General features: G+C 71.2%; 22 protein-coding genes. 5 read left to right on the top strand and 17 right to left on the bottom strand.

Annotated features, from left to right (window positions below):
- Positions 1-5 precede the first annotated feature (5 nt).
- Positions 6-1,064: a ribosome small subunit-dependent GTPase A gene (rsgA, locus tag ACWGLC_RS07145; RefSeq protein ID WP_452099237.1), complete on the top strand. Its 1,059-nt coding sequence runs from the start codon at positions 6-8 to the stop codon at positions 1,062-1,064.
- 14 nt (positions 1,065-1,078) lie between these two features.
- Here rsgA and ACWGLC_RS07140 read toward each other — a convergent pair whose 3' ends face one another.
- The 4 genes from ACWGLC_RS07140 to ACWGLC_RS07125 all read right to left on the bottom strand — a co-directional run bounded on the left by ACWGLC_RS07140 (position 1,079) and on the right by ACWGLC_RS07125 (position 4,804).
- Positions 1,079-2,197 carry a ferredoxin reductase gene (locus ACWGLC_RS07140; protein WP_452099236.1) on the bottom strand — a complete coding sequence of 373 codons (1,119 nt, stop codon included), beginning with the start codon at positions 2,195-2,197 and terminating at the stop codon, positions 1,079-1,081.
- 166 nt (positions 2,198-2,363) lie between these two features.
- Complete coding sequence (locus ACWGLC_RS07135; RefSeq protein WP_452099328.1) at positions 2,364-2,885, bottom strand: DUF6912 family protein; 522 nt, start codon at positions 2,883-2,885, stop codon at positions 2,364-2,366.
- Between the two features lie 107 nt (positions 2,886-2,992).
- Entirely contained in the window at positions 2,993-4,390 is a 1,398-nt protein-coding gene (locus tag ACWGLC_RS07130; RefSeq protein ID WP_452099235.1) for a wax ester/triacylglycerol synthase family O-acyltransferase, read from the bottom strand.
- A 3-nt stretch (positions 4,391-4,393) separates the two neighbouring features.
- Positions 4,394-4,804, bottom strand: a complete 411-nt coding sequence (locus tag ACWGLC_RS07125; protein WP_230930263.1) for an HAD family hydrolase — start codon at positions 4,802-4,804, stop codon at positions 4,394-4,396.
- Positions 4,805-4,935: 131 nt separating this feature from the next.
- Here ACWGLC_RS07125 and ACWGLC_RS07120 point away from each other — a divergent pair, with 131 nt between their 5' ends.
- Positions 4,936-5,544 (top strand): hypothetical protein, encoded by a 609-nt coding sequence (locus tag ACWGLC_RS07120; RefSeq protein WP_452099234.1) that lies wholly within the window; start codon positions 4,936-4,938, stop codon positions 5,542-5,544.
- Positions 5,545-5,563: 19 nt separating this feature from the next.
- Here ACWGLC_RS07120 and secA read toward each other — a convergent pair whose 3' ends face one another.
- From secA to ACWGLC_RS07060, 12 genes are all read right to left on the bottom strand, one after another.
- Positions 5,564-8,335, bottom strand: a complete 2,772-nt coding sequence (secA, locus tag ACWGLC_RS07115; protein WP_452099327.1) for a preprotein translocase subunit SecA — start codon at positions 8,333-8,335, stop codon at positions 5,564-5,566.
- Between the two features lie 183 nt (positions 8,336-8,518).
- The gene (hpf, locus tag ACWGLC_RS07110) at positions 8,519-9,205 is read right to left on the bottom strand and encodes a ribosome hibernation-promoting factor, HPF/YfiA family (RefSeq protein ID WP_452099232.1); all 687 of its coding nucleotides are present in this window, start codon (positions 9,203-9,205) and stop codon (positions 8,519-8,521) included.
- Between the two features lie 226 nt (positions 9,206-9,431).
- Positions 9,432-10,256 carry a ComF family protein gene (locus ACWGLC_RS07105; protein WP_452099231.1) on the bottom strand — a complete coding sequence of 275 codons (825 nt, stop codon included), beginning with the start codon at positions 10,254-10,256 and terminating at the stop codon, positions 9,432-9,434.
- Positions 10,257-10,263: 7 nt separating this feature from the next.
- A complete protein-coding gene (locus ACWGLC_RS07100; protein WP_452099230.1) occupies positions 10,264-12,003 on the bottom strand; it encodes an LpqB family beta-propeller domain-containing protein in 1,740 nt (579 codons plus the stop codon).
- Positions 12,000-13,727 carry an MtrAB system histidine kinase MtrB gene (gene mtrB, locus ACWGLC_RS07095; RefSeq protein ID WP_452099229.1) on the bottom strand — a complete coding sequence of 576 codons (1,728 nt, stop codon included), beginning with the start codon at positions 13,725-13,727 and terminating at the stop codon, positions 12,000-12,002. Before mtrB ends, ACWGLC_RS07100 begins: the two co-directional genes overlap by 4 nt.
- Positions 13,724-14,404 (bottom strand): MtrAB system response regulator MtrA, encoded by a 681-nt coding sequence (gene mtrA / locus ACWGLC_RS07090; protein ID WP_269075066.1) that lies wholly within the window; start codon positions 14,402-14,404, stop codon positions 13,724-13,726. Before mtrA ends, mtrB begins: the two co-directional genes overlap by 4 nt.
- 198 nt (positions 14,405-14,602) lie before the next feature.
- Entirely contained in the window at positions 14,603-15,241 is a 639-nt protein-coding gene (locus ACWGLC_RS07085; RefSeq protein WP_452099228.1) for a dTMP kinase, read from the bottom strand.
- A 32-nt stretch (positions 15,242-15,273) separates the two neighbouring features.
- Positions 15,274-16,740: an adenosylhomocysteinase gene (gene ahcY / locus ACWGLC_RS07080; protein WP_452099227.1), complete on the bottom strand. Its 1,467-nt coding sequence runs from the start codon at positions 16,738-16,740 to the stop codon at positions 15,274-15,276.
- 80 nt (positions 16,741-16,820) lie between these two features.
- On the bottom strand, positions 16,821-18,038 hold the full coding sequence (gene manA / locus ACWGLC_RS07075) for a mannose-6-phosphate isomerase, class I (RefSeq protein ID WP_452099226.1): 1,218 nt from the start codon (positions 18,036-18,038) through the stop codon (positions 16,821-16,823).
- A 7-nt stretch (positions 18,039-18,045) separates the two neighbouring features.
- Positions 18,046-19,140: a hypothetical protein gene (locus tag ACWGLC_RS07070; protein ID WP_452099225.1), complete on the bottom strand. Its 1,095-nt coding sequence runs from the start codon at positions 19,138-19,140 to the stop codon at positions 18,046-18,048.
- Positions 19,133-20,509 carry a phosphomannomutase/phosphoglucomutase gene (locus tag ACWGLC_RS07065; RefSeq protein WP_452099224.1) on the bottom strand — a complete coding sequence of 459 codons (1,377 nt, stop codon included), beginning with the start codon at positions 20,507-20,509 and terminating at the stop codon, positions 19,133-19,135. Before ACWGLC_RS07065 ends, ACWGLC_RS07070 begins: the two co-directional genes overlap by 8 nt.
- A gap of 86 nt (positions 20,510-20,595) precedes the next feature.
- Positions 20,596-21,072 (bottom strand): DUF3499 domain-containing protein, encoded by a 477-nt coding sequence (locus ACWGLC_RS07060; protein ID WP_452099223.1) that lies wholly within the window; start codon positions 21,070-21,072, stop codon positions 20,596-20,598.
- A gap of 189 nt (positions 21,073-21,261) precedes the next feature.
- Between ACWGLC_RS07060 and ACWGLC_RS07055 the strand changes: the two genes are divergently transcribed.
- Positions 21,262-21,783, top strand: coding sequence for a metallopeptidase family protein (locus tag ACWGLC_RS07055; RefSeq protein ID WP_372459564.1), 522 nt, complete (start codon positions 21,262-21,264; stop codon positions 21,781-21,783).
- A gap of 128 nt (positions 21,784-21,911) precedes the next feature.
- On the opposite strand, the gene ACWGLC_RS07050 is transcribed toward ACWGLC_RS07055, so the two are convergent.
- Entirely contained in the window at positions 21,912-22,223 is a 312-nt protein-coding gene (locus tag ACWGLC_RS07050) for a WhiB family transcriptional regulator (protein ID WP_230930249.1), read from the bottom strand.
- Positions 22,224-22,560: 337 nt separating this feature from the next.
- On the opposite strand from ACWGLC_RS07050, the gene ACWGLC_RS07045 reads away from it, so the two are divergent.
- Complete coding sequence (locus ACWGLC_RS07045; protein WP_452099222.1) at positions 22,561-23,646, top strand: 2-phospho-L-lactate transferase CofD family protein; 1,086 nt, start codon at positions 22,561-22,563, stop codon at positions 23,644-23,646.
- Positions 23,643-25,172, top strand: a complete 1,530-nt coding sequence (locus ACWGLC_RS07040) for a coenzyme F420-0:L-glutamate ligase (RefSeq protein ID WP_452099221.1) — start codon at positions 23,643-23,645, stop codon at positions 25,170-25,172. Before ACWGLC_RS07045 ends, ACWGLC_RS07040 begins: the two co-directional genes overlap by 4 nt.
- Positions 25,173-25,279: the final 107 nt, after the last annotated feature.

The following is a 25,279-nucleotide window of genomic DNA, read 5'->3' as shown; positions in this document are numbered from 1 at the left end:
CCGCCATGGCGGGCCGACGGGGCACCAGCGGCGCACGCGGATGGGACGAGTCCGACGTCCGCATCCGGCCCGGAAAGGGCTCACGGCCGCGCACCAAGCGGCGCCCGAGCCACGACGACGCCGCCGCCGCGATGGTCGTCAGCGTCGACCGCGGGCGGTGGGGGTGCGTGCTGCTCGACGACGGGCCCACCCACGCCGCCGGCACGCGCGTGGTGACGATGCGCGCCCGCGAGCTCGGGCGCACGCCGATCGTCGTGGGTGATCACGTGGGCGTGGTCGGGGACCTGACCGGCGCGCGCGACACCCTGGCGCGGATCGTGCGCGTCGAGGAACGTTCCACGGTGCTACGCCGCACCGCCGACGACTCCGACCCGTACGAGCGGGTGGTGGTGGCCAACGCCGAGCGTCTGCTCATCGTGGTGGCCGTGGCCGACCCGCCGCCGCGCGCCGGCTTCGTCGCCCGCGCGCTGGTCGCCGCCTACACCGGCGGGTTGACGCCGGTGCTGTGCCTGACGAAGGGCGACCTCGACGATCCGTCGGTGTTCGCCGCCGAGTTCACCGCGCTCGACGTCCCGGTGTTGATGGTGGGGGTCGACGACGACCTCGCCGAGCTCCACGAGACCATCGACGGCCGGATCTCCGCACTGATCGGCCATTCGGGCGTCGGCAAGTCGACCCTGGTCAACCGCCTGGTCCCCGACGCCGGCCGGGCCACCGGCGTGGTCTCCGGGGTCGGCAAGGGCCGGCACACCTCCACCCAGTCGGTGGCGCTCGAGTTGGGCGCGGGCGGCTGGGTGGTGGACACCCCCGGGATCCGCAGCTTCGGACTCGCGCACGTCTCCCCGGACGACGTGGTGGCCGCCTTCTCGGACCTGCACGAGATCGCCGAGGACTGCCCGCGCGGCTGCACCCACCAGGGGCCGCCCGCCGATCCCGAGTGTGCGTTCGACGCGATCGAGGACCCGGCCACGCACCGGCGCGCGCTGGCCGTCCGCGAGCTCCTCGGCGCGCTGCAGTCCAACGACCCGTGGGAGCTGGGGCAGGACAGAAACGATCCGACCTGAGCCGGCGACCGCCCTCAGAGGTTGAGTTCCACGTCCCCCAGCGCGACCGACACGCAGGTCTGGATGCGCTCCCCGGGGCCGTGATCGGTGCCGTTGCGCAGGTCGCGGACATGGCCGTCCTCCAGCGGGACCACGCACGTCTGGCAGATGCCCATCCGGCAACCGAACGGCATCTGCACGCCCACGCTCTCCCCGCCCTCGAGGATCGTGGTGGCGCCGTCCAACTCGACGGTCTTGCCGGTCGAGCCGTAGGTGACCGTGCCGCCCGAGGCGCCGGCGTCGCGGTTGACGGTGAACCGCTCGACGTACAGGTCCTCGCGGCCGGACGCACCGAAGTGCTCGTCCAGCTCGTCCAGCATCGCCGACGGACCACAGGCCCAGGTCGGCCGCTCCGACCAATCCGGGACCAGCGCCGACATCTGCGCGGCGTTGATGCGCCCCTCCTCCGCCGTGACCCGCAGGTGCAGGGTGTAGCCGGGCTGGGTGCGTTCGAGGGCGAGCAGCTCGTCGTAGAACAGTGCGTCCTCGCGGGTACGGACCGAGTGCACGTGCACCACGTCCGGGAAACGCTCGCCCCCGGAGCGGCGGTCCATCGACCGGAGCATGCCCATGACCGGTGTGACGCCGGAGCCGGCGCTGACGAACATGATCTTGTCCGGGGTGGGCGACGGCAGATGGAAGTCGCCCGCCGGGGCCTGTAGGCGCACGATCGTGCCCGGCTCGACCGTGCCGACGATGTGATTGCTCAGCAGTCCCTCGGGCATCGCCTTGACGGTCACCGAGTACTCGCCCCGCCCGCTGGTCGGTGCGGAGGTCAGCGAGTAGGAACGCCAGGTCCACCGGCCGTCGACGAGCACGCCGATCCCCAGGTACTGACCCGGGCGGTAGGTGGGGGTGGCACCCCAGCCCGGCTTGATCACGAGCGTCACCGCGTCGTCGGCCTCACGTCGCACGGAGACCACCTCGCCGCGCAGCTCGCGCGAGGACCACAGCGGGTAGACGAGCGACGAATAGTCATCCACGCGCAGCGGGTGGGTGAGCCGGTTGAGGAACCGGTGCGCGGTGCGCGGCTCGGGGACCCTCGCGGCGGCTGCCCGCAGGATCCGGCCTAGTCCACTCTTCGACTCCGACACTGGTGCCTCCCTCGACGTCCGGCCGCCCGCTCGCCCGAGGGTCGGGTCGGCGTTGACGAACACTAACCTACGGTAGCGTAGGTTAGGCCTGGACGGGAGACCACAGTGCTGTTCGCGACAGTCCGCTCGTCCTCGTCGTCGGCCCTGTACAACCGTTGCACCGCGCTCAGAGCAGCGTCAACAGAAACGGCAACTCCGCCGCGTCGTACCAGGCCAGATCCACATCGAGCGCGTCTCCCACGGTGAGCTCCGCGTCCTCGTCGCCGAGATCGGCCCGATCCACCGCGTCGATTGCGCCCCTGACCAGGTCCACCGCGCCCGCGAGATCCACGTGCACCGCCGCGATGTCCGACGACACCACGGTCCCGCCGCTGATCCGCACCACCGCGGTGTCCAGGTCCGGGCGCAGCGTGACCCGTTCGTCGGGCAGGTCCACGCTCACCACCACCCGCCGATGCGGGTGGGTGCCGTGCGCGGTGCCGGAGTCGATCTCGCCGCCGAGCAGCCGCAGCGAGGCGCGGGCGGCCTCCAGGAACGCGACGTGCTCGATCTCCTCGAGATCACCCTCCGCGTACGACTCGATGAGCGCCGGCGTGGCCGCGAACGCGGTGCCGCTACGCACCGGCATCTCCCCGTCGGTGAGCAGGGTCTCGAGCATCGGCAACGTGGCGGGGATGAACAAGCGCATGGTGGGGCCTTCCTCGAAGTGCTGGTGGCGGTCAGCCGGCGTCATCGGTCGACCGGGACGGTCAGTGGGCGATGCCGACCGGGTCGGCGGCGCCGCGCGGGTACCGATCAGGTGGCGATGCCGACGAGCTCCTCCAGCGCGCCGGAGATGAGCTCACCGATCTCCTCGACATCCGGGACGGCCTGGCGATCGGAGGTGAAGCCGCAGTACACGATGCCGGAGTAGCTGCTCATCGACACTGCGAGCGCCTTGTGCTCGAGCAGCGCCGGGATCGGGTAGACCTCGACGAGCTCGCCGTCTCCCCAGAACATCTTGTGCTGGGGCCCCGGCGCGTTGGTCACCACGAGGTCGTAGCTGTCCGACGGCAGCATGATCGCCGCGCGCGAGCCCAGCGCGTGCAGGGTCGGCGGCGCGAACCCGGACAGCCGGGCCAGCGACTTGGCGCCAACGGCCTCGCGGGGATTGCGCTGGGTCGCCGTCTCGCGTGCGATCTGCGCCAGCCGCATACGCGGATTGGGCTCTCCCACCGGCATCGAGATTAGCGCCGAGGCGATCTCCGCGGAGGTCACGTCCCGGTGGTCCTCACCCGGGTCGCTCTCGGACGTCACCGCCATCGGGACTATCACCCGCAGGACGTCGGAGGTGATCAGCGGATGCCCGCACGACAGGATCCACGAACGCAGTGCCCCGCACAGCACGGCCAGCACCACGTCGTTGACCTTGCATCCGTGGGCCCGGGCGATCTCCCGGGCCGTGGACAGCGGGAACGACGCCAGGCCCACGCGGCTACCCCGGGCGCGTTCGGTGCGGAACATCTCCGACAGCCCGCCCCCCGACCGCAGCACCGCGAAGTTCGCCGCCCCCGCCAGGCCCCGGGTAGTCCGCTCGATCGCGTGGACGAGCCGCGCGGAGCGGCGGACCAGCTCCAGCGGGTCGGAGACGATGGTCATGAGGGCGTCGAGCACGAGCACCCCGTCCCCGGGGGACGGCATGGGCGTCCATGTGGCTACCTCGTCCGCGTCCGCCGAGGCCTGGAACTCGGCGGTCAGCACCTGGGCCAGGTCCACGGCGTTGGGGCCACCGAGAAGCACGTGGTGGGTCTTGGTGAGGATGGCCAGCTTGCCGTCCTCCACGCCCTCGATGAGGTACAGCTCCCACAGCGGGCGGTCGGGTTCCAGCGGCCGGTCGACGAGTCGGGCCACCAGGTCGGCGAGCTGGCGCATCCCGCCCGGGGCGGGCAGCGCGGAACGCCGCACATGGAAACTCAGGTCGAACTCCGGATCGTCCACCCAGACGGCTCGGGCGAGCCCGAACGGCACCTGCCGGATCCGCTGCCGGAACCGCGGCGCGTCAGCCAGGCGGGCGTCGACGAACTCCATCACCCGATCGATGTCCCACGGCCGGTCCCTCGAGACCAGCGCCAGGGAGCACGAGTGACGGCTTCGAGAACGCGCGGCATCCCCGAGCAGCAGATCCGCGTCCGCCGTCGCCAGCCTGGTCGCCACGGGTCAGACCACCTCATCCAATCCCAGCAGCCCGCGGATCTCCACGGCCGCCCGGTCGAACACCTGGTAGAACACACCGATCATGCCGGTTTGCACGGCGCCGAGGACGTTCTCGATCGCATCGTCGACCATCACGCACTCGCGCGGCTCCAGCTCGAGCCGGCGTGCCGCCTCCAGGAACGCCTCGGACTCGGGCTTCTCGACACCGGTCACACCGCTGAGCACCACGTGCTCGATCCCGTAGGCGCGGGCGTCCTCGCGGACCCGCTCCGCCCCCGGCCCTTCGGGCTCGTTGCTGAGAACAGCGAGCCGGACATCATTCTCCCTGGCACCTGTCAGGATGGACCGCCAGTTCTCGCGGTCCTCCTCCGTGCCGTCCAGCACCCCGAAGTAGTCGACAATCAGTCCTCGCATGGGAACAGCCTAGGCAACGCGGGGCCATGACGCAGTAAGCGAGGTGGAACCACGCGCCGCTCCCGGCCCGTCATAGGGGTTAGACGACGCCGGACCGTCCCCGGTCCGGCGGTGGAGGGAGCAGAGCTGACATGTCCGCGACGCAGGTGACCCGGCCCGGAACGGGGCGGATCGACGCCCGGGAGCGCCGTGTCCGCCCCGGGGTCGACGAGGATTATGACGACGACGGGGTCCGCCCTCTCCCCTCCACGGAACCGTCGCCGGGAGCCCGTTCCGGTCGTCCGGTCGGGGGTCGGCCGAGGCGCCCGCGGCCGGCCCCGGAGCGCGGGGTGCCCGTCCCGGCCCGGCGGTCGGCCCACGCGCTGGTGGTCATGGCGCTCGAGGTGGTGGACCGCAAACGCTCACCGAACAACATGCGCGGGGCCTTCCCGGAGCACCTGGTGGAGATGTTGCGGACTCTGGCGCGCACGGGCGTCCCCGGCAGGCAGCTGGGCCCCGCCCGCATCCATCGCCTCCACATCCACCCGGCCGGGGTGGATCCCGCCCCGGCCGGGGACGGGGGCACCGGGGCGGGCCACACGGCCGACGCCGGTAGCGGTGCCGGAGGCGAAGCGGACCCCCGGTCCACCGACTACGAGGTCTGCGCCACATACGCGCGCGGGCCGCGACTGTTCGCAGTCGCGGCCCGCATCCGGGTGACCCCCACAGGGGCCTCGTGCGTCGCGCTCCGGATGGTCTGACCCGGAGCGCGATCAGGGGTCAGTCCTTGCGCCCCTTGCCGGCCGACCGGGCGGCACGCTCGCGTCGCTCGGCGCGCTCCTTCTTGTCCTGGGCGCGACGGTCGGCGCGGTTGCCCGCACCGGACTCGTCGACCAGCTCCGCGTCTCCGGACTCGGACGGCCCCGAGAACTGCATCTGCTCGTCCGAGACGTCACGGCCGGTACCTGCCGCCTGCAGGATCGGGTTGGCGCCGGCCAGGGCGGCCGCCTGCGTGGCGGACGGCGCCGCCACGGTGTTGCGCTGCTGGTTGGCCTCGACCTTGACGTTGAACAGGAACGCCACGGTCTCCTCGCGCACCCCGTCCATCATCCCGGAGAACATGTCGTAGCCCTCGCGCTGGTACTCGACGAGCGGATCGCGCTGGGCCATCGCCCGCAGGCCGATGCCCTCCTTGAGGTAGTCCATCTCGTACAGGTGCTCGCGCCACTTGCGGTCGAGAACCTGCAGCATGATCGAACGCTCGAGCTGACGCATCGCGCCCTCGCCGCCGATGCCCTCGATCTCGGCCTCGCGCTCGTCGTAGCGGGCGAACACGTCGTCCAGTACGGCGTCCCGGAGGTTCTTGGAGCTGAGGTCACCGGCGGCGCCGTACTCGTCGCCGTCGAGGACGTCCTCCGCACTGATGGACACCGGGTACAGCTGTCCGAGTGCGTCCCAGAGCTTCTCCAGGTCCCAGTCCTCGACGTAACCCTCGGCGGTCGCGCCGTCGACGTACGCGCTGACCACCTGGTAGATCATCGACTCGACCTGGTCGGTGATGTCCTCGCCCTCGAGGATCCGCTTGCGCTCCTTGTAGATCACGGTGCGCTGCTGGTTCATGACCTCGTCGTACTTCAGGACGTCCTTGCGGATCTCGAAGTTCTGCGACTCGACCTGGGTCTGGGCGTTCTTCACCGCGTTCGAGACCATCCGGGCCTCGATCGGGACATCGTCCGGCAGGTTCAGCCGGTTCATGATGGCCTCGACGGCCGCGCCGTTGAAGCGCCGCATGAGTTCGTCACCGAGGGACAGGTAGAAGCGGGACTCGCCAGGATCGCCCTGACGGCCGGAGCGGCCACGCAGCTGGTTGTCGATCCGTCGGGAGTCGTGCCGCTCGGTGCCCAGTACGTAGAGGCCACCGGCCTCGCGGACGGTTTCGGCTTCCTTCTTGGTGAGCGCGCGCATGCGCTCGATCTCCTCATCCCAGGCGGCCTCGTACTCCTCCGGGGTGTCCACCGGGTTGAGGCCGCGCTCGCGGAGGTTGAGATCCGCGATGATGTCGGCGTTGCCGCCGAGCACGATGTCGGTACCGCGGCCGGCCATGTTGGTGGCGACGGTGACGGCACCGGGGCGACCGGCCTGCGCGACGATCTGCGCCTCCGAGGCGTGGAACTTCGCGTTGAGGACGTGGTGCTTGACCCCCTTGCGCGTGAGCAGCCGGGACAGGTGCTCACTGCGCTCGACCGAAGCGGTACCCACGAGCACCGGCTGCTTCTTCTCCACCCGCTCCGCGATGTCTTCGACGACGGCGCCGAACTTCGCCTCCTCGGTCTTGTAGATGAGGTCACCCTGATCCTGGCGGGCCATCGGGCGGTTGGTCGGGATCGGAATGACCTCGAGCTTGTAGATCGAGTACAGCTCGGCGGCCTCGGTCTCGGCGGTGCCGGTCATGCCGGACAGCTTCTCGTAGAGCCGGAAGTAGTTCTGGAGGGTGATCGTGGCCAGCGTCTGGTTCTCGGCCTTGATCTCGACCCGCTCCTTGGCCTCGATGGCCTGGTGCATGCCCTCGTTGTAGCGGCGACCGTCCAGGACGCGACCGGTGAACTCGTCGACGATGATCACGTCGCCGTCGCGGACGATGTAGTCCTTGTCCTTGGTGAACAGCTCCTTGGCCTTGATGGAGTTGTTCAGATAACTCACCAGCGGCGAGTTGGCGGCCTCGTAGAGGTTGTCGATACCCAGCTGGTCCTCGACGAACTCGACGCCGGGCTCCGTTACACCGATGGTGCGCTTCTTGCGGTCGACCTCGTAGTGCGTGCCCTCTTCGAGCAGCGGCGCGATGCGGGCGAACTCGCCGTACCACTTGCTCGAACCGTCGGCGGGGCCGGAGATGATGAGCGGTGTCCGCGCCTCGTCGATGAGGATCGAGTCGACCTCGTCGACGATCGCGAAGTTGTGACCGCGCTGGACGAGCTCGGCGGTGTCGTGCGCCATGTTGTCGCGCAGGTAGTCGAAGCCGAACTCGTTGTTCGTGCCGTAGGTGATGTCCGCGTTGTAGGACTCGCGGCGCTGGGCCGGGGTCATGCCGCTGAGGATCGCGCCGACGGACAGGCCCAGGAACCGATGAACCCGCCCCATCCACTCCGCGTCACGCTTGGCCAGGTAGTCGTTGACCGTCACCACGTGCACGCCGTCACCGGACAGCGCGTTGAGGTAGGCGGGCAGCACACAGGTGAGCGTCTTTCCCTCACCGGTCTTCATCTCGGCGACGGCGCCGGTGTGCAGCACGATGCCGCCGATGATCTGCACCTTGTAGGGCCGCTGGCCCAGCACCCTGAAAGCCGCCTCACGGGCGACGGCGAACGCCTCGGGCAGTAGCGCGTCGAGCGTCTCACCCTCGGCCACCCGGCTCTTGAACTCGTCGGTCTTCGCACGGAGTTCGTCGTCGCTCAGCTTCTCCACGTCAGCGGAGAGCGAGTCCACGTAGTCGGCGAGAGCGGTGTACTTCTTGAGCTTTCGCCCCTCGCCGGCCCGGAGCAGCTTGGAAAGGATGGACACAGTCTCGAACGTCCTCGTGGTCGGGGATGTGGTCGGGGTTCTCACGAACCGGCGTGTTACCACACCGGTCCCTCGCACATCCTAGGTGTTCCGGGCCGTCCGTACACGCCGAGGGCGGTCCGGTCCCTTCGGATCGGACCGCCCCCGTGCGGTGCGGACAGCGGGTTGCCGGCCCTCTTACTCGGTCAGGGTGATCAGACCGTAGTCGAACGCATGGCGCCGGTAGACGACGGTGGCGCGGCCGGACTCGGAGTCACGGAACAGGTAGAAGTCGTGACCCACGAGTTCCATCCTCTCCAACGCCTCGTCGACGGTCATCGGCGAGCTGTCGTGCTCCTTGCGGCGCACGATCTGACCGGGTAGCTGCTCATCGTGCTCGATCGCGTCCGCGTATTCGTCGAGCACCTCGGCCGGCGCCGCGTCGGAGGCGAGCTCTGCGGTCGCCTCGGCCACCGACTGCGGACGGCGATGCCCCTGATGGCTGATCTTGCGCCGGGTCCGCGCCTTACGCATCTGGCGCTCGAGCTTGGCGACCGCCGACTCGAGAGCGCCGTAGAAGGTGTCCTCGGCCGCCTCCGCACGGGCGACACCGCTCTTGCCCTTGACGGTGATCTCGATGCGCTGACTCACCTTGGACAACCGCGGGTTGTTCTCGTGCAACAGGATCACGTCGAAACGCTGGATGTTCGTCGGCGAGATCTTCTCGATCTTCGCGAGCTTCGCGTTGATCCGGGCCCCGAAGTGTTCGGGTACCTCGACATTCCGGCCCCTGATCGTCACCGGGGCGTCCGGAGTGCCGGGATCGTCGGTCGTGGGACCGTCGAAGGTGGCGGGGTCAAGCAGGACTGCGGGGGTCTTCGCCATCGAAGCTCCTCCTCATCGGGCCTGCGGCGGACCACTCCGGCCGCTCCCGGACACCGCCCGGAATACCGGCCGAAGGGTCAACCCACATGGCTGAGTGGACACTCTCGGACGTGGCCCACCAACCACCAATAACAGTGAACGTGCTGGTGAACCGCGTCCGACACCCACCCTACCCGGTCATCTGGAGGTCGGCCGCGGGTCCCGCAGAAGTCGCGCACCGGAGGTGTCAGGCGGCCGTCAGCGCGAGCACCCCGGCCACCTTCAGCCCCCCGGATGCCAACGCCGCCGCGCACGCCGCCGCGGTCGCCCCGGTCGTCACCACGTCGTCCACGACGAGGATCGTCGCCGGGGTGGACAGCAGTGCGGCGACGGTCTCGGGCGCCCCGGGCGAGGCCCGGAGCGCCGTGTCGGCGGGACGGCGCCTGATCCGGCCGGCGAGGTTGTCCGTGCGCGCCTGCGCACCGAGCCCGGAGGCGTCACGCACCCGCCCCCGCACCTCGAGGAGGGGCGCCACCGCCACCGTGTCCGGGGGGACCGAACCGACGAGATCGGCGGCCACCGCGTCCGCCACCACACGCATGTGGTCGAACCCGCGCCGGCGGCGGGCCCGCGCGGACGCCGGTGCGGGGACCAGCACCACCGGACGTTCCCCGGCCTCCGCGATCTCCCCGGCTGCACGAAGGCGATCGATGCCGACAGCCAGCGCCGCACCGAACGTCCGCGCCAGGTCCGCCCGGCCCCGGTCCTTGTAGGCGGAGACCGCGTGGGCGGCCGCCCCGGTGTGCCGTGCCAGCGCCCAGGCCGGTGCCGTCAGATCGGCGCGGGTACGGATCCGCAGCAGCGGCCCCGCGAGGGTCTCCGCGCAGCCGGCGCACCACCGCTCCCCCGGCCTGCCGCAGCCGCCGCATTCCAGGGGGACGACGAGGTCCGCCAGGGCGGCGCCCCAGGAGAAGCCACGACGGCCCTGCCCGCCGCCCGCACCGCGGCGGATGGTGTCGGAGTGGGACCGTCCGGGGCGCGCGGGCTCCCCTGGAAGGCCGGGATCGGACACGACCGGATCAGCCCGCGACCACCGGCTCGGCGCGGATCGCGGCGAGCCCGTTGATCTCGCGCCAGTAGCGATCACTGGTCTCGGCGGCGGTGTCCAGGCGCAGGAGCGAGCGCTGGTCCACCGCATACACTTCGCGGCCGGCGGCGGCCACGTCGGTGACCGGGCCGGAGATGTTGCGCTGCGAGAGCGGCTCGGTGATCGCCCCGTCGACCGAGATCGTCACGACCGGCGCCTCCGCGGTATCGCGTCCCACCACGACGGTCGACCGGTCACGCCAGGCCACCGACGTCACGGTCTCGCCCAGAGTCCGACCGATCTGGCGGAACGAGCCGGCGAGCGGCTGCCCGGTCTCATCCGACAGTGCGCCGATGAACACCTTGCCGTCGGCGACCACGGCCATCCGGGCACCGGATCGGTCGATCCGCAGGTCCGACACCCCGGACCCGAGGTCCAGGATCGGTCGTGCGTCCATCTCCTGGATCGACGGATCGTCTCCGCCGACCCCGATCCGCACCAGGCGGGTGCCGTCGACCAGCGCCCAGACCCGTCCGTCGATGGGGTGGAAGGTCGGGCCGGCCACCGTGCGGGCGCTGATCGCCTCGACGGGCTGCGCGTCGAGCGCGCCCACCATGAGGCGGCGGGGTCCGGCCTGCACGTCCCCGGCCACCACGGCCACGGTGCGACCGTCATACGACATGGCGGCGCTCCGCCCCCCGCGGACCGCGGACCAGGGCCCGTCGGCCGGGCGGGCGCCGCCTGCGTCGAGTCGCACCAGGCCGTCGGCGGCGGTGAGGGCGTAGCGCATGGGCTCGACGGGTGGGTAGGGGTCGAAATCGCGGACGTCCTCGGTCGTCCAGCCTTCGGCGTAGCGCTCGTCGAGCGGGGCGCCGTCGCGTTCGAGCCGATAGGGCCCGGGAACGTCCGATCTGGCGAGGGTCCAGACCACCTGGGCCGCGAACTGGGTGGTGGCCTGGCTGCTAAGCACGGGAAGGCCGGTGAAATCGATGGTCGTGCCGGGCTGATCCTCATCGTCGGCGGACTCGGTCGGACGGACGGACACCGAGTCCGGGACCCGCGAGAGCACCGCCCCGTCCAACGCCGGCCGGGGCCCGGTGGCCAGCAGATTGACGAGCGAGTACCCCAGATCGGTGCGGTCGGCGGCGGTCCAGCGCGGGTCGGGGACGAGGGAGTCGGCGGAGCCGGAGAGGAAGAACAGTTCACGCTGGGCATAGGTGGAGAAGAACTCGGTGCGTTCGATCACCACGCCGGGCGGGAGCTCGTCGATGCGCCACTGCCCGTCGGTGCGGGTGAGCCCGATGGTCACCTCGACCTGCCCCGTGTCGTCGCGGAAGATCCCGCCCGGGTCGAGTGTGCCGACCTTCTCACCGCGCAGGGTGTACTCGGCGCGGTCGGCGGAGCGGCCGCCTTCGGCGCTGAGATCGGCGCGCAGCACGATGGTCGTCTCGGCAGAGTCGTCCCACTGCTCCGCTGCCTCCGGCGTGAGGAACTGGCGGGCGGCGGCGTGCCGCTGGTCGGCGATGGCCGCCGCCTTGATGAAGTCGCGGACCAACAGGTCGGGCTCCTGATCCGGCACCGGCGTGGGGACCGACAGGTCGGGCGAGGAGGGGGCGAAGGTGTCGATGACCTGGGGCGACGACGACGACGGCAGCGTCGCACAGCCCGTCGCCACCAACCCGGTCGCACTCACGAGCGCCACCAGGAGGGACAGCAGCCGGGCCCTGGTCATCCCTCACCGTCCGCGGTCCCGGGGACACGGTCGAGCGGGGTGGGCGAATCGGACCGGATCTGTCGCGCCTCGTCCTCCGGCGTCAGCGGCAGCGGGCTGGACGTCAGGGTTCCGCCGTGCTGCCTGGGGATGGTGAGTCGGAAGCAGGAGCCCTCGCCCGGGCTGCCCCAGCAGTCCAGTCGGCCACCGTGGAGCTTGGCGTCTTCGAGCGCGATGGCCAGGCCCAGACCGGTCCCGCCGGAGCGGCGTACCCGCGAGGGGTCGGCCCGCCAGAAACGGTTGAAGACCAAGGCCTCCTCCCCCGGCTTGAGTCCCACGCCCCGGTCGCGGACCGAGACCGCCAGCGCGGCGTCGGACATCCGCATCGTCACCTTGACCGGTTTCGATTCGGAGTGGTCCAGGGCGTTGGCGATGAGGTTACGCAGAATCCGCTCGACGCGTCGCGAGTCGACCTCGGCGATGACGGGATCGTCCGGCATGTCGACCTCGACCTCGACCCCCGCGGACTCGGCGATGTGGGCGACGGTCTCGACCGAGTCCTGGACGGCGTTACGCACGTCCATCTCGGCCACCGACAGCTCGGCCATGCCGGCGTCGTGGCGGGAGACCTCGAGCAGATCGGTGAGCAGGCTCTCGAAGCGATCGAGCTCCGACTCGAGCAACTCGACCGCTCGCTTGGTGGGCGCGTCGAGGTGTTCCGCCGAGTCGGAGATGATGCTGGCGGCCATGCGGACGGTGGTCAGCGGGGTGCGCAGCTCGTGGGAGACGTCGGAGGTGAACCGCTTCTGCAGGTCACCGAACTCCTCGAGTTGGGTGATCTGGTCGGACAGGCTCTGTGCCATGTCGTTGAACGCCATCGCCAGCCGCGCAACGTCGTCCTCGCCGCGGATCACCATCCGTTCCTTGAGGTGCCCGTTGGCGAAACGTTGGGCGATCGAGGCGGCCTGCCGCACCGGCAGGACGACCTGTCGGGCGACCATCCAGGCGATCGCCGCGGACAGCACGATGATGGCGAGCCCCGCGGTGGCGACGATGCCGCGCATGATCCCGAGCGTCTGTTCCTCGGCGATCAACGGATAGACGAGATACAGCTCGAGCCCCGGGATCGACGAGTCGGTGGGCGTGCCGATGATCAGCGCCTTCACCTGCTCGCCACGGAAGTCCATGGTGACGTACTGGGAGGCGATCCGGCCCCGCTGGACGAGGGACTGCAGTTCCGGCGGGACCTGGGCCCCGGCAGGGCTGACGACCTGCCCCCGGCCGGTCTGGTCGGGGATCACGAGTATCGGGTCGAAGGTGCCGGCGTGGACCGAGTCCCCGCCGGAGGCCAAGCCGCGCTCGCCGAGCGCGCTGCGGGCCTGGTCGAGCCTGGACTGTTCGCTGGTGCCCTCGTCGGTGGCCGCGATCTGCGCCTCCACCGTGAGCCGCAGACGGCCCGCCTGTTCGACGGCCGCGTCGAGTTTGGTCGACAGCAACTGCGCGGTCATCTGGCTCTGGAGCATGAACGCGATCGTCAGGATCACGCCCATCGACAACGCCAGGGTCGAGGTGACGACGCGCAACTGCAGTGAGCGCCGCCAGAGCCGCGCGATCCGCAGCCCCAGCGCCCCTGGGTCCAGGTCCGCCAGCCTCTCGCGGAGGGTCGGCGACGAGTCCGTCAGGTCGCGGGTGTCGCGCTCGTCCCCGGGGGACGCCGCCGCGTCGCCCGGGCGAGCGGCGGTCACGAGACCGCGCCCGCCTTGTAGCCGACTCCACGAACCGTGAGGACCACCTCGGGGTTCTCCGGATCCTTCTCGATCTTCGCGCGCAGACGCTGGACGTGGACGTTGACCAGGCGGGTGTCCGCCGAGTGGCGGTAGCCCCACACGTGCTCGAGGAGAACCTCTCGCGTGAACACCTGTCGGGGCTTACGTGCAAGCTCCACGAGCAGGTCGAACTCGAGCGGGGTGAGCGGGATCGGTGTCCCCTCGCGGGTGACGGTGTGCGCGGGCACGTCGATCGTCACGTCGCCGATGTGCAGTACCTCGCTCGGCTCGTCCTCGCCCCGCCGCAGCCGGGCCCGGATGCGGGCCACCAGCTCCTTGGGCTTGAACGGCTTCATTATGTAGTCGTCAGCGCCGGACTCCAGGCCCAGCACCACATCGACCGTGTCGGTCTTGGCGGTGAGCATGACGATCGGGACGCGGGACTCCGCGCGGATCTCCCGACACACGTCGATCCCGCTCTTGCCCGGCAACATGAGGTCCAGCAGCACCAGGTCGGGCTGTGCAGCGCGGAACGTCTCACTGGCCTGGACGCCGTCGCCGACGACCTCGGTCTCGAACCCCTCGCCCCGCAGGACGATGGTGAGCATCTCTGCCAGCGCGGCGTCGTCGTCGACGACGAGGATCTTGGGGGTCATTGTCACCACTTGTTGTCGGCGTATCGTGTCGGGGCGGCAGGCGCACGCGACCGTCGGAACGCTCCGCGGGTCGTGTTCCTGCTCATACAGACCTTACCCGCCCGGACCGACACCACGTGGGCACGGCTCGGCCTCCGAGACGAGCCCACTGCCGACCGGGGCGGCCGGTGTTCGCGCCGCCGGAGTACCCGCGGGGATCTAGAGTCCGACGACGACGTCGGCCAACTCGTGTACGTCGGGCTCGGCCCCGAGGATCGTCCAGGGCGAACGCCAGGAGGTCTCGGCGAGCCGCCGGTAGGCCCGGGACGTGTCGGCCTGGAGGGTCGAGTCGCGTTCGTACCGATCGCGGGCGCGGCCCGGATCGGACACTTCGCGGGAGCCCGCCCGTTCCGCGGCGACCTCGACCGGGGTGTCGAGCAGGATCTGGAGGTCCGGGACGGGCAGGCCGAGCCGCTCGAACTCCAACGCGCCGATCCATTCCACGGCCTCATCGGCCCGCTCCGCGCCCAGTCGGGCCGCGGTGTAGGCGGCGTTGGAGGCCACGTACCGGTCCAGCAGGACCACATCGTTGGCCTCGCCCAGGGCGGACAACTCCCCCGACGCGGCGTGGCGGTCCATCGCGAACAACAGCGCCATCGCGTGCGGGGAGTCCGCGGTGCCGGCCTGGCCTCCGTGCAGTGCATCGGCGGCCAGGTCGGCATGCAGGGTCCCGTAGCGGGGGAAGGCCAGGCGGCCGACCGTGAGTCCGCGGCCGGTCAGCTCCTCGGCGAGCGCGGTGGTCAGGGTGTTCTTCCCCGCACCGTCCAGCCCTTCGATCACGGCGAGCCTGCCGTTCACTGCCCTTGCCCCCCGGTCCGGAATCCGGTCGATCAGTAGCGGTAGTGCTCGGGCTTGTACGGGCCCTCGACGTCCACGCCGATGTACTCGGCCTGATCCTTGGCGAGGCGCGTGATCGTGCCGCCGAGCGCCTCGACGTGCAGCCGGGCGACCTTCTCGTCGAGGATCTTGGGCAGCAGGTGCACGCCGACCGGGTACTGATCGGCCTTGGTGAACAGCTCGATCTGGGCGATGACCTGATCGGAGAAGCTGTTGGACATCACGAACGACGGGTGTCCGGTGGCATTGCCGAGATTGAGCAGGCGCCCCTCGGACAGCACGATGATCGAACGGCCGTCCTCCTCGAAGACGAACTCGTCGACCTGCGGCTTGATGTTGATCCGGGTGACGTCGGCGGCGGACTCGAGGCCGGCCATGTCGATCTCGTTGTCGAAGTGGCCGATGTTGCCGAGGATGGCCTTGTTCTTCATCGCCTTCATGTGCTCGAAGGTGATGATGTCCTTGTTGCCGGTGGCGGTGATGACGATGTCGGCGTCGGCGATCGCCTGATCGACGGTGACCACGTCGAAGCCGTCCATGAGCGCCTGCAGGGCGTTGATCGGGTCGACCTCGGTGACCTGGACGCGCGCGCCCTGGCCGGCGAGCGCCTCGGCGCAGCCCTTGCCCACGTCACCGTAGCCACAGACCAGGGCCTTCTTGCCGCCGATCAGGGCGTCGGTGCCGCGGTTGATCCCGTCGAGCAGCGAGTGGCGGGTGCCGTACTTGTTGTCGAACTTGCTCTTGGTGACGGCGTCGTTGACGTTCATCGCCGGGAACGGCAGCACACCCTCGTTGTGGAAGTGGTACAGACGGTGCACGCCGGTGGTGGTCTCCTCGGTCACGCCCTGGACCGACTCGGCGATCGCCGTGAACTTGCCCGGGTGCGCCGGGACCGACTCGCGCAGCAGCGCGTGGAAGACCTTCTCCTCCGCGGACCACGCCTCGTCATCCGACGGCACGGCGCCGGCGGCCTCGAACTCGGTGCCCTTGATGACGAGCATCGTGGCGTCGCCACCGTCGTCGAGGATCATGTTGGGGGTCTCGCCCGGCCAGGTCATGATCTGCTCGGTGCACCACCAGTACTCCTCCAGCGTCTCGCCCTTCCAGGCGAAGACCGGCACACCGGCCGGCGCCTCGGGGGAGCCCTCCGGGCCCACCACGACGGCGGCGGCGGCCTCGTCCTGGGTGGAGAAGATGTTGCAGGACGCCCACCGCACCTCGGCACCGAGCGCGGTGAGGGTCTCGATGAGGACCGCGGTCTGGACGGTCATGTGGATCGATCCGGCGATCCGGGCGCCGGCCAGCGGCTGCTCGGTCGCGTACTCCTCGCGCAGCGCCATCAGACCCGGCATCTCGTGCTCCGCGAGACGGATCTGCTTGCGGCCCGCCTCCGCGAGCGAGAGATCCGCCACCTTGAACTCGATACCGTTGACGGACTGCACCTGCAGATCAGCGGACATGTGTGCGACCAGCTCCTTGTCGATCTCTGTGAAGACTTCCGCACCACACTAGCGGGAGTCCTCCCGCGCCGGTGGTCCGGTCACCGGTCCCCGACGCGGGTCCGGAACACCGTGGCCCCCTCCGCACCGGACAGCGTGACGGTGTTCGCCGACGCCGGCACCCAGCAGGCGCCCCCGGCGCCGAGGATCTCGGTCGAGTCACCGTCGTGGACCCGGACGGATCCGGAGGTGCACAACAGCACCTCAGGCCCTTCGGGCCGCCACCACACCGACTCGGTTCCGGCGGGAAGGTCGATACGCGACAGGGCGAAATCGGGTTCCGGCGTGGGGTAGTCGACCTCGCCGGGGATGCCGCGGTCCACGGGCGTCGGCTGCACCGTGGGGTCGGGCAGCGGGGTGAACTCGAGCACCCGCATGAGCTCGGGGACGTCCACGTGCTTGGGCGTCAGGCCACCACGCAGGACGTTATCCGAGTTGGCCATGACCTCCACGCCGACGCCGTTCAGATAGGCGTGAAGCTGGCCGGGGCCCAGGTAGACGGCCTCGCCGGGATGCAGGCTGACCCGGTTGAGCAGCATCGCCGCCAACACGCCGGGATCGCTGGGGTAGCGCTCCGCGAGCTCGGTGACCGTGGCGGCCACGGGCGACCAGGGACCGTCGACCCCGTGGGCGGACAGATAGCCGACAGCGCATCCGACCAGGTCCGACACGACATCGGCGAGGGCCGGGTGCGGCATAGTCACGAAGGTCGTGAACACAGCGCGCAGCCCCTCCGCATCCGGCTGACCCGCCAGCATGTCCCGATAGGGGCGGAGCAGAGCCACGTCCAGGGCGTCGAACAGGGCGATCGTGCGCTCGACGGGCCGGAAGCCGACGAGGGCGTGGAACTCGGTCAGCGCGACCAGGATCTCGGGCTTGTGGTTGACGTCCCGGTAGTTGCGGTTGTTCGCGTCCAGGGCGATCCCGCGTGCGTCCTCGGCCGCATAACCCTCACGTGCCCGCTCCGGCGACGGGTGCGCCTGCAGAGACAAGGCCTGCTCGGCGGAGAGCAGCTTGACGAGGAACGGCAGCCCCCCGCCGTACTCGTCGACGACCCTGTCCCCCAGTTCGCCCCGCGGATCGGCGGCGATCCTGGCGTCGAGACCGCGTCCGTCGGCGCAGAGCGAGGAGCCCGAGTCGTGGGCCCCGAACCAGTGCTCGGCGACGGGGTGCGGGGCCGGGGAGGCCGTCCCGCACAGCTCGGGGAGAGCGGTCCGGGAGCCCCAGGCGTATGCCTGGACCACCGGGCTGAGTGCCACCACTGGCCTACAGCCCCCCGACCAGGAGATATGCGGCCGACAGTTCGGTCCGGGCCATGAACGCGGCCACCTTTCCGCTCAACGGGGTCGGAGCATCGCCGACCGTGTCCTGACCACGGTCGGTGATCCACTCGACATCCGCGAGCGGGCCCGCGGCCAGCCGGACGAGGTCCTCGTCCGCGCTCAACACCATACCGAGGTGACGCGCCGGTAGGTCACCCCGCGGCCCGTCCAGCTCGTCGTCGTGGAAAAGGCTGGCCAGCGGATCCGCCGGCGGGCGGCCCTGGGCCCGCTCGGCCTGCGCTCGCACCGCATCGGCGACGGAGGTCGACGCGGTGACCCGGCCGGCGTCGCAGAACGCCGCGACCGCGCGGGCGCACACGGCCTCCGAGACCGCGTCGGCGTGGACCCACACCAGTGGGTCCCGTCCCGCGACCGTGGTGGCGAGAAGCTTCGCCGGGTTGACCGGGGTCGAGAGTTCGGGGCCGAGACTCTCGAGCTCGACGTCGATCGCGTCGGCGGCGGCGGTGACATCCAGGCCCCGGGCGCCCAGTGCGGTCAGCACCGCCATGCCGGCGGCGACATGGCGCAGGACCCCGCGATGCGGGGGCAGGTACGGCAGGGGCTCGAGCCACATGGCCTGCCCCCGGCCGGACTCCGCGACCGGCCCCTCCCGGGGCACGTCCACCACCACGGCGGCGCCACGACCGGCCGCGGTGTCGATCGCGGCGGCGAGCCCCGGATCCCCCGCGTCATCGCCGGAGACCAGGACCACGTCGAGCGCACCCACCCAGGCGGGCAAGCTGTGCGCCACCACGAGCGGCGGGACGGCAGAGCCGCCCACGGCCTCGGTCAGCGCGACGACCAGGTCGGCCGCCTGACGGGCGCGCGCGGACCGGCCACCGACCCAGACCATCGCCCTGGGCCGCACGCCGTCGAGCTCGTCGAGAAGCCCTGCCGCCACCGCGGTCGCGACGGTCCGGACCTGCGCGCCCCCCATCGAGGCGTGCAGAAGTGCCCCGGTCGCGTCCGCCGCGCGGAGCGCTTCGGCGTCGTCGAGATCGATCCGGCCGGATCCGGTATCGCTCGACAGGTCAGGCACGGACGATCGCGAGGACCTCGTCGACGATCGCGCCGACACCCTCGCTGGTCGGCGCCTCGGCGTTGAGTCGCAGGAGAGGCTCGGTGTTGGAGGCACGCAGGTTGAACCAGGTGCCCTCCCCCAGATCGACGGTCACGCCGTCGAGCCGGTCGATGGACACGGCCCGGTCGGTGAACGTCGCCACGACGGCCTCCATCCGCTCGGCCTGTGCCTCGGCGGAGTTCAGGGTCGAGTTGATCTCGCCCGAGGCGGCATAGGTCGTGTACTCGGCCATGAGGTCGGAGAGCGTGCCGTCCTGCCCGCCGAGCGCGGCAAGGACGTGCATCGCCGCCAACATCCCGGAGTCGGCGCCCCAGAAGTCACGGAAGTAGTAGTGCGCCGAGTGCTCGCCTCCGAACACCGCGCCGGTGTCGGCCATCTGTGCCTTGATGAAGCTGTGGCCCACCCTCGTACGGACTGCGACGCCACCCTGCCGCTCGACCAGTTCGGGCACCGCGTGGGAGGTGATGAGGTTGTAGATGATCGTGGCGCCGGGATCCTTGGCCAGCTCCCGCTCCGCGACGAGGGCGGTGATGGCCGACGGGGCGACGGGCTCACCGCGCTCGTCCACGACGAAGCACCGGTCCGCGTCCCCGTCGAACGCCAGCCCGATGTCGGCGCCGCTCTCGCGGACCAGGGCCTGCAGGTCCACGAGGTTGGCCGGCTCGAGCGGGTTGGCCTCGTGGTTGGGGAAGTTACCGTCGAGCTCGAAGTACAGGGGCACGATCTCCAGCGGGAGCCCGCCCAGGACGGCGGGGACGGTGTGCCCGCCCATGCCGTTACCCGCGTCCACGGCCACCTTGAGCGGCCGGATGTCCGAGAGGTCGACCAGCCCGCGCAGGTACTCCCCGTACCCGTCGAGGACATCGCGCTCGGACACGGTGCCGGCCGCTCGCTCGAAAGCGGGGACGCCGCTTGTCACCTCCTCGGAGATGACCTGCAACCCGGACTGCTGGCCCACCGGCTTGGCGCCCGCGCGGCACAGCTTGATGCCGTTGTACCGGGCGGGATTGTGGCTGGCGGTGAACATTGCGCCGGGGCAGTCGAGCAGTCCCGAGGCGTAGTAGAGCTGGTCGGTGGAGGCGAGACCGATGACCACCACGTCCAGGCCCTGGGCGGTGACGCCCTCGGCGAATGCGGCCGACAGCGACGGGGACGAGTCCCGCATGTCATGACCGACGACGACGGCGCCGGCCCCCTCCGAGCGCATGAGGCGCGCGAAGGAGCCGCCTACCTCGCGGACGAAATCCTCGTCGATCTGCTCACCGACGATCCCACGGACGTCGTAGGCCTTGATGACTGCTCGGACGGACTCGGCGCTGCGTGCCACGTGCTGCTCCAGGGATGAGGCGGGTGAATGTCACCCGCGACACTACCCGTGCGCATCCGCCGACGGATCCGCCTCGCGGGCGGGGATCAACCGATCCCCGGCCCCGGCTCCCCGGGGTCGTCGCCGGGCCCACCCGCCGCACTCCCCGCGGACTCCGGGGCGTCCGGAACCACGCGCAGGTGAGGACGTCCGGTCGGGAACTCGGGTGCGTCGTCCGGGAACAGCGGGCCCGGCTCGGACACCCCCAACCGCCGCAGGCGCTCGGCGTCGACGAGCGCGGCCCCGGTGCGACGACCACCGACGGGTCCGCCGGTGACGGCGTCGAGGAGAGCCGTGAGATCCGAGTCCTCGGCGGAGGTGTCGATGTCAGGGTGCCGGACCAGGTCCCAACCACGAGGCGCGGTGATGCGCAGGGCGTGGGCGGCGCACAGGTCCCACGCGTGTGGCTCCTCCACCGCGGGCAGCGGTCCGACCACCGCGGTGGAGTCCGCGTAGACGTAGGTGAGCGTGGCGACCGCACGATTCGGACATCCCGGGCGGCAGCAACGACGGTTCTCACTCACGAGATCCCAGCGTAGCCCCGACGAACGCCGACGCACCCCCCGACCCGCCCGACACGCCGAGGCGATCCACACGGTCCGCTCCGGCCGACAGGGAGCGGACGGCGCTATCCTCGCGCCATGACTCCCAGCGCCCATATTCCCGGACGGCCGCCGACCGGGACCGCCATCCCCGGCGCCGGCCAGACCGACGTGGCCGCGGGCAGCCGGATCTCGGTCCGGGACTTCCCCGGCGACCCGGGGCGTAGCGGCCCCCGCGTGGTGACCTCCCGCCGGGCCGAGCGTCGCGGCCACGGCCCCCGTGGCCCCATCCTGCCGCCGGAGGTCCCGCGGTGGCGCAGCCGCTCGGCCGAGTTCGACGCGGCGGCCCTCGAGGCCTTCGCCGAGATCGACCAGCACTGGCACAGCCAGCTGGTTCACCTCGACCTGGCCGTGGACATGGTGCCCCGTATGCGACTGCGCCCCGGGGAGACATGGCCCGAGGAGGTCGTGGCGGACGGCGACGTCCCCCTCGCCCGTCTGGTCCCCGCGGGGGTGGACCGCAGCGGGCAGCCGACCCGCGCCCGACTCGTGTTGTTCCGGAAGCCACTCACCCGGCGCGCGCCTGACGGCGACGACCTGCGCGACCTCGTGTACTCGGTCCTCGTCGAGCTGGTCTCGCAGCATCTGGAGATCTCGCCCGACGAGGTCGAGGCCGGCCCCGACCGCACCTAGGGCAGGCGCCGGGCTGCCCGTGGCCGATCGTCGGAGGGCCGGGCCGAAATGAATGGTGACCGCCCCGCGGGACGGTCAGGAACAGGCGGCTGCGACGCCGCCGGTCGGCGAGGACTCGCCGACGCGGATCACATCACGGCTTCGCGCTTGATCCGGCGCCGCTCGCGCTCGGACAGGCCGCCCCAGATGCCGAATCGCTCGTCGTTGGCCAGCGCGTACTCGAGGCATTCCGCCTTGACCTCGCAGCCGGTGCAGATCTTCTTGGCCTCCCGGGTGGAGCCGCCCTTCTCGGGGAAGAACGCCTCGGGATCCGTCTGGGCGCAGAGAGCGCGGTCCTGCCAGCTCTCCTCCTCGTCCTCAGCGAACAGGCCGGGGACGCCGAGGTCGACCAGGGCCAGGTCGGGTCCTGCCACGGTGCGTGCCTGTCGATCCACGGTCATCCCTTCGTTGTGAGCTGCATACGCATGGTGAACTGCTTGGGTGTTTGAATATTCGCTCTGACGCGAACGGAGCGTTCTTCGGGTCACCCACCAGGGAATGACACACCTGTGATTACACACATGCAAGCCGCCCGGGTCAAGCGAAATCCGAGATACCTAGCATTTCTCACATCCCCCGGTCCCCCCTGACACGCCGTCAAAAGTGTGGCGTGGGACACTTCCGGCATCCGATTCGATGGATTCTCGGACCGGGTTCGCCGTGCCGGCCCGCCCCGGCACCTCACGTCCCCCACGGCGCCGACCACCCCGTCGGGCCGGGTCACTACCCTTGGGCGCTGTGAGGATCTGTGTTCTGGCCGGTGGCGTCGGTGGCGCCCGTTTCCTGCTCGGCGCCCGCCGACTTCTCGGACTGGACGAGGTGGCCGCGCGTACGGACTCCCCGCACCGGATCGACGCGGTGGTGAACGTCGGGGACGACGCGTGGATGCACGGCGTCCGTATCTGCCCGGACCTCGACACCTGCATGTACACCCTCGGCGGCGGGATCGACACCGAGCGCGGCTGGGGCCACGCCGGCGAGACATGGAACTGCCGCGACGAGCTCGCCGCCTACGGTGTGCAGCCGGACTGGTTCGGCCTCGGCGACAAGGACCTGGCCACGCACCTCGTCCGCACCCAGATGCTCGGCGCCGGCTACCGGCTCACCGACGTGACCGAGGCCCTGTGCACACGCTGGTCCCCCGGGGTCGCCCTCCTGCCCGTGTCGGACGAGCGCTGCGAGACGCACGTCGTGGTCACCGACGGCCCGGAGGAAGCCGGAGCGGGATCCACGCCCGCGCATGACTCGACCGACGGGGCCGCCCCGGCCGCCGGCCCGCGCGCGATCCACTTCCAGGAGTGGTGGGTCAAGCACAGGGCGCAGCTGCCCGCGTCCGGCTTCGTCCACATCGGAGCCGACAAGGCCCGCCCCACCCCGGAGACGCTGGAGGCGATCGAGAGCGCGGACCTCGTCGTCGTCGCCCCCTCCAACCCCGTGGTCTCCGTCGGCGCGATCCTCGCGGTCCCCGGGATCCGCGCCGCGCTGCGCGCCACCTCGGCCCCGGTCGTCGGCGTGAGCCCCGTGATCGGCGGTGCGGTCCTGCGCGGCATGGGCGACGCGTGTCTGACCGCGATCGGCGTGGAGACCGATGCCCTGGCCGTGGCCCGCCACTTCGGCGCGCGCGCGGGCACGGGCCTCCTCGACGGCTGGCTGGTCGCCCCCGGCGACGGCCCCGAGGGTGCGGACACCGGGGTCGTGGACGTCGACGGCGTCCCCGTCACCGAGGCACCGCTCCTCATGACGGACCCCGAGGCCACCGCCGAGATGCTCGCCGCCGCGATCCGCCTGGCCGGCCTCGAGGTGCCCGGGCGGGCCGCACGGTGACCGACGACGCGATCCCCGAGATCCGACGCTGGACGGCGGAGCACGCCGCGCCCTCCGACGTCACGATGTGGGCCCCGGACGGGCTGCCCGAGTTCCGCCCCGGCGACGACCTCGCGCGGATCCTCGCCGAGTCCCTCACCGCGGACCCGCACGGACTGACCGACGGCGACGTGGTGGTCCTGACCTCCAAGGTCCTGTCCAAGACCGAGGGGCGGATCGTGGCCGCCCCCACCGACCCGGCTGAGCGCGACGCCCTCCGGCGGCGCCTCGTGGAGGACGAGTCCGTGCGCGTGGTGGCCCGCGTCAACCGCACGCTCATCACCGAGAACAAGCTGGGGATCGTGCAGGCCGCCGCGGGCGTCGACGGCTCCAACGTCGAGGCCGGTGAACTGGCGCTCCTGCCCGAGGACCCCGACGCCTCCGCCCGCGCACTCGCCGCGGACCTGCGCCGCCTCACCGGCGCGCGCGTGGCGGTGATCGTCACCGACACCATGGGTCGCGCGTGGCGTACCGGCCAGATCGACCTGGCGATCGGCGCGGCGGGGATGCGGGTGTCGGTGGGCTACGACGGCGCCGTGGACCGCCAGGGCAACGAACTGCTGGTGACCGACGTGGCCGTGGCCGACGAGGTCGCGGCGGCCGCCGACCTGGTCAAGGGCAAGTTGGGCGGGCGGCCGGTCGCCGTGGTGCGCGGCCTTGCGCACCTCATGCTCGACGACGAGGGCGCCGGCGCCGCGCGTGGTGCCGACGGTGCCGATGTGGGCGGGAATGGTGCGGTCGGGAGCGGGGCGGTCGGCGGCGGTGCGGCCGGGAGCGGCGCCGGACCCCACGACGACGACGACGTCGACATCCCCCGGCGGGCGCGGGACCTCGTGCGTGACGGCGAGTTCGACCTGTTCCGGCTGGGCACCACCGAGGCGCTCGCGCAGGGGCGGCGAGAGGCCGTTCCCGCGCGCCGCTCGGTCCGCAGTTTCGCCGACGAGCCCGTCGACGCCGAGTTGCTCGCCGAGGCCGTGAGGGACGCGCTGACCGCGCCGGCGCCGCACCACAGCACGCCGATCCGGTTCGTGCGCGTGACCGGGCAGGCGCGCACGCGGCTGCTCGACGCGCTGCGCGAGGACTGGGAGCGCGATCTGCGGGCCGAGGGGCACACCGGCGAGGTGCTCGTCCGCCGGCTGGGGCGCGGCGACCTCCTGCGCACCTGTCCCGAGCTGATCGTGCCGTTCGTCGACGACGCCGCCGGCGCGCACGACTACCCCGACGAGCGCCGCAACGCCTGCGAGGAGACGATGTTCACCGTGGCCGGCGGCGCCGCGGTGCAGTCGCTGCTGGTGGCGCTGGCCGCCCGCGGTCTGGGCTCGTGCTGGATCGGGTCGACGATCTTCGCCGCCGACACCACCCGCCGCGAGTTGGCCGTCCCGGAGTCGTGGCGGCCGCTCGGCGCCGTTGCCGTGGGGGTGCCGGCCGAGCCGGTGACGCCCCGTGTGCCCAGGCCCGCCGGGGACGCGTATCTGACGATCGGGTGAGTCGGCAGCAGTACACGGGCCGGGCCGGACCTCCGCCCGGCTCGGCCCCAGCCACGGCCCTTACCCCAGACCTCGCCCTAGACCCACGCCGCCTATGCAATGTCTCG

The organism is Dietzia sp. NPDC055877, from assembly GCF_053615975.1.
The sequence above is the reverse complement of the archived record's forward strand: the minus strand, read 5'-3'. Positions and strand labels throughout refer to the sequence as shown.

What these genes read in the sequence shown, in the direction of transcription:
- hpf (WP_452099232.1), bottom strand. Translation starts at nt 9,205, where the DNA reads ATGGCGAAGACCCCCGCAGTCCTGCTTGACCCCGCCACCTTCGACGGT.
- ahcY (WP_452099227.1), bottom strand. Translation starts at nt 16,740, where the DNA reads ATGTCCGCTGATCTGCAGGTGCAGTCCGTCAACGGTATCGAGTTCAAG.
- ACWGLC_RS07050 (WP_230930249.1), bottom strand. Translation starts at nt 22,223, where the DNA reads ATGACCGTGGATCGACAGGCACGCACCGTGGCAGGACCCGACCTGGCC.
- mtrA (WP_269075066.1), bottom strand. Translation starts at nt 14,404, where the DNA reads ATGACCCCCAAGATCCTCGTCGTCGACGACGACGCCGCGCTGGCAGAG.
- ACWGLC_RS07100 (WP_452099230.1), bottom strand. Translation starts at nt 12,003, where the DNA reads ATGACCAGGGCCCGGCTGCTGTCCCTCCTGGTGGCGCTCGTGAGTGCG.
- ACWGLC_RS07120 (WP_452099234.1), top strand. Translation starts at nt 4,936, where the DNA reads ATGTCCGCGACGCAGGTGACCCGGCCCGGAACGGGGCGGATCGACGCC.
- ACWGLC_RS07135 (WP_452099328.1), bottom strand. Translation starts at nt 2,885, where the DNA reads ATGCGCTTGTTCATCCCCGCCACGTTGCCGATGCTCGAGACCCTGCTC.
- ACWGLC_RS07125 (WP_230930263.1), bottom strand. Translation starts at nt 4,804, where the DNA reads ATGCGAGGACTGATTGTCGACTACTTCGGGGTGCTGGACGGCACGGAG.
- rsgA (WP_452099237.1), top strand. Translation starts at nt 6, where the DNA reads ATGGCGGGCCGACGGGGCACCAGCGGCGCACGCGGATGGGACGAGTCC.